Source organism: Intestinibacter sp. (assembly GCF_022780145.1).
In the GTDB taxonomy this organism is placed as follows: domain Bacteria; phylum Bacillota; class Clostridia; order Peptostreptococcales; family Peptostreptococcaceae; genus Intestinibacter.
Genome location: NZ_JALEXO010000150.1, coordinates 1 through 6,061, shown reverse-complemented (window position 1 = coordinate 6,061; position 6,061 = coordinate 1). Strand labels below are relative to the sequence as shown.

At 28.9% G+C, this 6,061-nt stretch carries 6 protein-coding genes; all 6 read left to right on the top strand.

The window, feature by feature from the left end; all coding sequences use genetic code 11:
• Nucleotides 1-1,038, top strand: a 1,038-nt coding sequence (gene aspS, locus MR593_RS05965) for an aspartate--tRNA ligase (RefSeq protein ID WP_290690823.1), incomplete at its 5' end; no start/stop codon positions are given.
• A gap of 247 nt (nucleotides 1,039-1,285) precedes the next feature.
• Nucleotides 1,286-1,621 (top strand): DUF2325 domain-containing protein, encoded by a 336-nt coding sequence (locus MR593_RS05960; protein WP_290690821.1) that lies wholly within the window; start codon nucleotides 1,286-1,288, stop codon nucleotides 1,619-1,621.
• A 474-nt stretch (nucleotides 1,622-2,095) separates the two neighbouring features.
• The gene (locus MR593_RS05955; protein ID WP_290690820.1) at nucleotides 2,096-2,878 is read left to right on the top strand and encodes an EFR1 family ferrodoxin; all 783 of its coding nucleotides are present in this window, start codon (nucleotides 2,096-2,098) and stop codon (nucleotides 2,876-2,878) included.
• A gap of 370 nt (nucleotides 2,879-3,248) precedes the next feature.
• Nucleotides 3,249-3,752: a methylated-DNA--[protein]-cysteine S-methyltransferase gene (locus MR593_RS05950; protein ID WP_290690818.1), complete on the top strand. Its 504-nt coding sequence runs from the start codon at nucleotides 3,249-3,251 to the stop codon at nucleotides 3,750-3,752.
• 29 nt (nucleotides 3,753-3,781) lie between these two features.
• Nucleotides 3,782-4,615 (top strand): deoxyribonuclease IV, encoded by an 834-nt coding sequence (locus MR593_RS05945; protein WP_290690815.1) that lies wholly within the window; start codon nucleotides 3,782-3,784, stop codon nucleotides 4,613-4,615.
• Nucleotides 4,616-4,867: 252 nt separating this feature from the next.
• A partial coding sequence (locus MR593_RS05940) for a purple acid phosphatase family protein (protein WP_290690813.1) occupies nucleotides 4,868-6,061 on the top strand: 1,194 nt, incomplete at its 3' end.

Below are 6,061 nucleotides of genomic sequence, written 5' to 3'. Positions count from 1 at the left end.
GACGTTATGACTATGATGGAAAACATGATAGGAAGAATATTCAAAGAAGTTCACAATATAGATATAGAATTACCACTTAAGAGAATGACTTACAAAGAAGCTATGGACAGATTTGGTTCTGACAAACCAGATACTAGATTTGCTATGGAGCTTACAGATGTATCTGACTTAGTTAAGGACTGCGAATTCGGTGTATTCTCATCAGCTGCTAACGGTCAAAACTCTAGCGTAAGAGGTATAAATGCAAAAGGTGGAGCAGATGCATTCTCTAAAAAAGGAATGAAAAAATTAGAAGAACACGCTAAAACTTACAGGGCTAAAGGATTAGCTTGGATCAAAGTTAAAGAAGATGGAATAGATTCACCAATAGCTAAATTCTTCAAGGAAGACGAAATAAAAGCAATTTTAGATAGATTAGATGCAAAAGCAGGAGACTTATTATTATTCGTAGCTGATAAAAATAAAGTCGTATATGATGCACTAGGTCAATTAAGACTTGAAGTAGCTAGAAAGATGGATTTAATAGACAAGAGCAAATACAATCTACTATGGGTAACTGAATTCCCACTATTTGAAGAAGATGAAGAAACAGGTAGAATGGTAGCAATGCACCATCCATTCACTTGCCCATTAGATGAAGATATAGATAAATTAGAACAAGAAGACAAGACTCAATTAAGAGCTAAAGCTTATGATATGGTATTAAATGGATATGAACTTGGTGGAGGTAGTGTCAGAATATCTGATGAAGAAGTTCAAGAAAAAATGTTCAGAGCATTAGGTATGAGCGAAGAAACTGCAAATGAAAAATTTGGATACCTATTAGAAGCCTTCAAATACGGTGTACCACCTCACGCAGGTCTTGCATTTGGATTTGATAGACTTATGATGCTACTTGCTGGAGCTGATAACATAAGAGAAGTCATAGCATTCCCTAAAAACCAAAATGCTATATGTCCAATGACTAATGCACCAGGATTACCTGAAGATGGTCAATTAGAAGAATTAAGCATAAAGGTTGATTTAGAAGAAAAATAATATAAACGCTGTTTATTAATTATAAAAGCTGTCTACTATAGAATAAATCGTAGTAGGCAGTTTTTTGTTTATAGATAATAAAAAGTAATTGATAAAAATTATCAATTATGATTGACATTTTTTATAGTAGAGAGTAATATTATATTAAATGATAATCACTATCAATATATTGACAAACAAAAATAAATGGATTATAATTATCAAAATGATAATAAATAACAAGGAGTCTAAAAAGGGGTGAAAATATATGAGTTTAGTAATAGTCGGTGGAAATGAAAGAATGAAGAAAGATTACATACAATTAGCAAAAAATAGGGGATATAAAGCAAAAGTAGTTTTAAATATGTCGTCAAGAGTAAAAAGATCAATCGGGAGCCCTGATGCGGTAGTTATATTTACATCGACTGTATCACATAAATTAATGGCATCAGTTGAAACTCAAGCGAAAAAACAAGATATACCTATAATAAGAAATAAAAACAACAGCAAATTTGCGTTTGAACAATCTTTAGATTTAGTTGATCAATGTACAGGTGCTTGTAAGTCATGTAAAAATAAAAATTGTATCATGAAAAATAACTAGAAATATCGTTAGCTTATTAAAATTTAATTGAATTTTAATATAAAGTTATTATCTTTATAACATAAGTAATTTAATATATGTAATGTAAACAGATAAATAAAAAATACTAAACAAAATTAAAAGATACGATTCGAAGTTAAAAAGCATAAATTTTATCGATATAAAAAGTAATACTACTTAAATAATCCTTTAAAAAATTACAAAATAAGGTATAATATTATTTATAAGGTTGGTTATAAAATTAATCATTAGGGTATAACCAATAAATAAAGATCTCAGGATTCCTAGTCCCCTGAGATTTTTTTTATTTATTATGCATAAAAATAAAAACATTAAAATAAACAATCATTATTATAATTATATAAAAAAATAAAAAATTAAAGGAAATAAATATTTTACAGGTTGAAAATAATTATTAGATATGTTTCAATTATATAGGTAGAGGATAGTTTGCATGTTAGGGGGAGTAGGAATATGATATTTTATTACTCAGGTACTGGTAATTCTTTATGGGTAGCTCAAGTAATAGGTAAATACCAAAATGAGAGATTAATAGATATATCGTTAGAATTGAAAAAAAATAAACAAGAATATGTTTATGAGTTAGAAAAAAAAGAAAAAATAGGATTTGTATTTCCTACATATTCATGGGCGCCGCCTAAAATAGTTGAGGATTTTATAAAAAAAATAAAATTTAATGGATATAAGCAAAATTATTTATTTTCAGTTTACACTTGTGGGACAGATTCAGGATGTATGTCAAAATACCTTGATAATATGTTTAAAGATAAAAAGATGGAAATATATTATACGGAGTTTATACAAATGCCTGAAAATTTTATAACAATGTTTGATTTAGACTCTACTCTCTTGAGAAATAAAAAATTAGAACAAGCACAGAAAAAAATAGTTAAGATAAATGAACAAATTGCAGATGGACATTTGCATGTATTTGATAAGGAAAAATATTCGATAAAGGATTATTTTAAAACTTATATAATAAAGCATTTATTTTACTTTTTCTTCATGGGAACTACTAAATTTAAGGCTGATGATAAATGCAATTCATGTGGACTTTGTGAAAAAGTGTGTCCTTATAATAATATAAAAATGTATGAAGGAAAGCCTATGTGGTCACAGCATTGTACAAAATGTATGGCTTGTATTTGTAGATGTCCTCAAGAAGCTATTCAATATGGGAAAAGAACAAAAAATAAAGGACGATATTATAATCCATTATTAAAAGATGATAAATAAAAAAAGCAACTGATTGTGGTTGCTTTTTTGTATACATGCAGCGACGATGGTAATTATCTATTTAACCACCATCGTCGTCGGCTTTAATTGACTAAAGTTTATTTAGGAAAACGATTTTAAACTTCATAAAAACTTAAATATAGAATTTATGACGATTCTACAATTTTTATAGAAGAATAAAGTATTTGTATAGTTATTATTATATATAATTTTAAAATTAAGTTCTATAAAATTGTAAAAATATTATGAATTAATAAAATTTTATGACATAAATTATTTTTTATGTGTTGATTTGTCGATAACTTAGATAAAAATAATTATTTTGTTACAATTTAATTATAAATGGGTAGAATAAATTGGAGAGATGAAGATGGATAGATTGTTTTATTACGATACTAAAATAGGAAGACTAGGCATTAGGGAAGATGGAGAAAGTATAACACATATATATTTTAGAGAACCTAATGTAGAGGTAGAAATCGAGCAAAATAGGTTATTATTAGAAGAAAGTGATTTGATAAAAATGGCGTATATTCAATTAAGTGAATATATAGAAGGACAGAGAAAACAATTTGACCTGCCTTTGGATCCAAAGGGAACAGAGTTTCAAAGGAAAGTGTGGAAGGAATTGACAAAAATACCTTATGGAGAGACTAGATCATATAAGGAAGTAGCCATTGCAATTGGAAATGAAAAGGCATCGAGAGCAATTGGAATGGCAAATAATAAAAATCCAATACCTATAGTAATTCCTTGTCATAGAGTTGTAGGTTCAAATAAAAAATTAGTTGGATATGCAGGAGGACTTGATTTAAAAGAAAAGCTCTTAAATTTAGAAGGTATATTAGTAGATAAAAATAAAGTGAACAAATAATTGTAGTTAAGGAGGAAATCGAAGAATTTATGTTGAATATAGGATGTCATTTATCAGTATCAAAGGGATTTGAAAATATGGGAAAACAAGCATTGGAAATAGATGCCAATACATTTCAATTTTTTACTAGAAATCCAAGAGGAGGAAAGGCTAAAAAATTAAATCAAAAGGATATTGATAAGTTTTTAGAATTAGCTAGAGAAAATAACTTTGCGATATTATTAGCTCATGCACCATATACTTTAAATGCGTGTGCAAAAGATGAGGATAAAAGAGAATTTGCATTAAATACTTTTATCGATGATTTAAAAAGATTGGAATCGACACCAAATAATTTATATAATTTCCATCCAGGAACTCATGTTCAACAAGGTGTAGATGTCGGTATTAAATATATTACAGATATGCTAAATCAAGCTATTACAAAGGAACAAACTACAACTGTTTTGCTTGAGACAATGGCAGGTAAGGGTACTGAGATAGGGAGAAGCTTCGAGGAGCTAAGACAGATAATAGACGGTGTAGAGTTGGATGAAAAATTAGGTGTATGCTTGGATACATGTCATGTATTTGATGCTGGATACGATATAGTAAATGATCTAGATGGAGTTTTAGAGGAATTCGATAAAGTTATAGGATTAGATAGATTAAAGGCTATACATCTAAATGACAGTTTAAACTCATGTGGAAGTCACAAGGATAGACACGCCAAAATTGGAGAAGGTCAAATAGGACTTGATGCTATTACTAGAATTATAAACCATGAAAAACTTAAAAATTTACCGTTTTTATTGGAAACACCAAACGAACTAGATGGATATGCTAGAGAGATAAAATTGCTTAGAAGCTTATATAATGGATAAAATATTTAAAACGAAGGTATTTATAATGGTACTTTCGTTTTTTATTTTAAGAGAATAAATTTGTTTATTTGGTAAATAATAAAAAATAAAACTGGTTGTTTGAAGCGTTAATAATTTGTTAACTAGATTAAGTCTAATTTAAGAATCGGTTAATGCTATTGAAGGATAAAATTTTTAATCATATACTTAAATTGTCATGACAGATAATTGAAAATAAAACGTTGCAACGACATACGGGGAGATGAATAACAAATGAAAAAAGGAAGAAAATATTTTGCATCATTGATGCTTGCAGCTATGATATCTAGTTCAGCTATAAATGTATTTGCAGCAGATAACGATGGTTGGACAGAAGCTACTCAAACAAGACCAGGACAAACTAGAGCATGGTCAGCTTGGTGTAAACAATGGGAAGCTATAAAAAATTCACCAACTCAAATGTCATTATCACCTGGTCAGGATGAAACTGAATTAAACTTTGCTTGGTATTCAAAGGATACAGATTCACAAGCAAAATTAAAAATAAGTACTAACAAGAAGATGAAAAACGCTAAAGTATTAAAAGTTACAACAACTGATGCTACTGAAGGATTTAAATCTAACAAGGCAACAGCTAAAAACTTAAAATCAAATACTAAATACTACTATAGCTATACTATAGATGGAGAATGGACTGAACCAACATTATACGAAACTCAAAAGACAAAATCTTATAGCTTTGGATTTGTAGGTGACCCTCAAATAGGTTCTTCTGAATCAAATACAGCAACTGGATCAACAGAAAAACAAGGTCAAGATAATGCTGTTAGAAATGATAGCTTCAACTGGAACAATACAATCAATACTATGCTAAAAAAAGACTCTGACATAAGCTTTATAGTTTCTGCAGGTGACCAAATACAAACTAGAGACAAGAAAAATCCAAGTATGTCTTACAACAAAAATGAAATCGAATACGCTGGATATCTAAGCCCAACTGCATTAAAATCAGTTCCTATAGCTACATCAATAGGAAACCATGATGCAGTAAGCGGAAATTATTCATATCACTTCAACACAGCTAATGCAAGTGACTTAGGTTCAACTATGGCAGGTGGAGATTACTATTATACATATGGAAATACTCTATTTATCATGTTGAATACTAATAATACAAATATCGCTGAACATCAAAAATTTGTAGAAAATACAGTTAAACAAAATAAAGATGCTAAATGGAAGATAGTTACACTACATCAAGATATATATGGTTCTGGCGAACACTCTAATGAACCTGAAATAGCAAACTTAAGATACAATTTAATACCAATATTTGAAGAAAATGATATAGATGTTGTACTAACAGGACATGATCATACTTATTCAAGATCTTATATGTTAAAAGGTGGATCATTAGATGAATCATCAATGATAACAGATGATGAATTTGGAGATTATTTTGAAGGC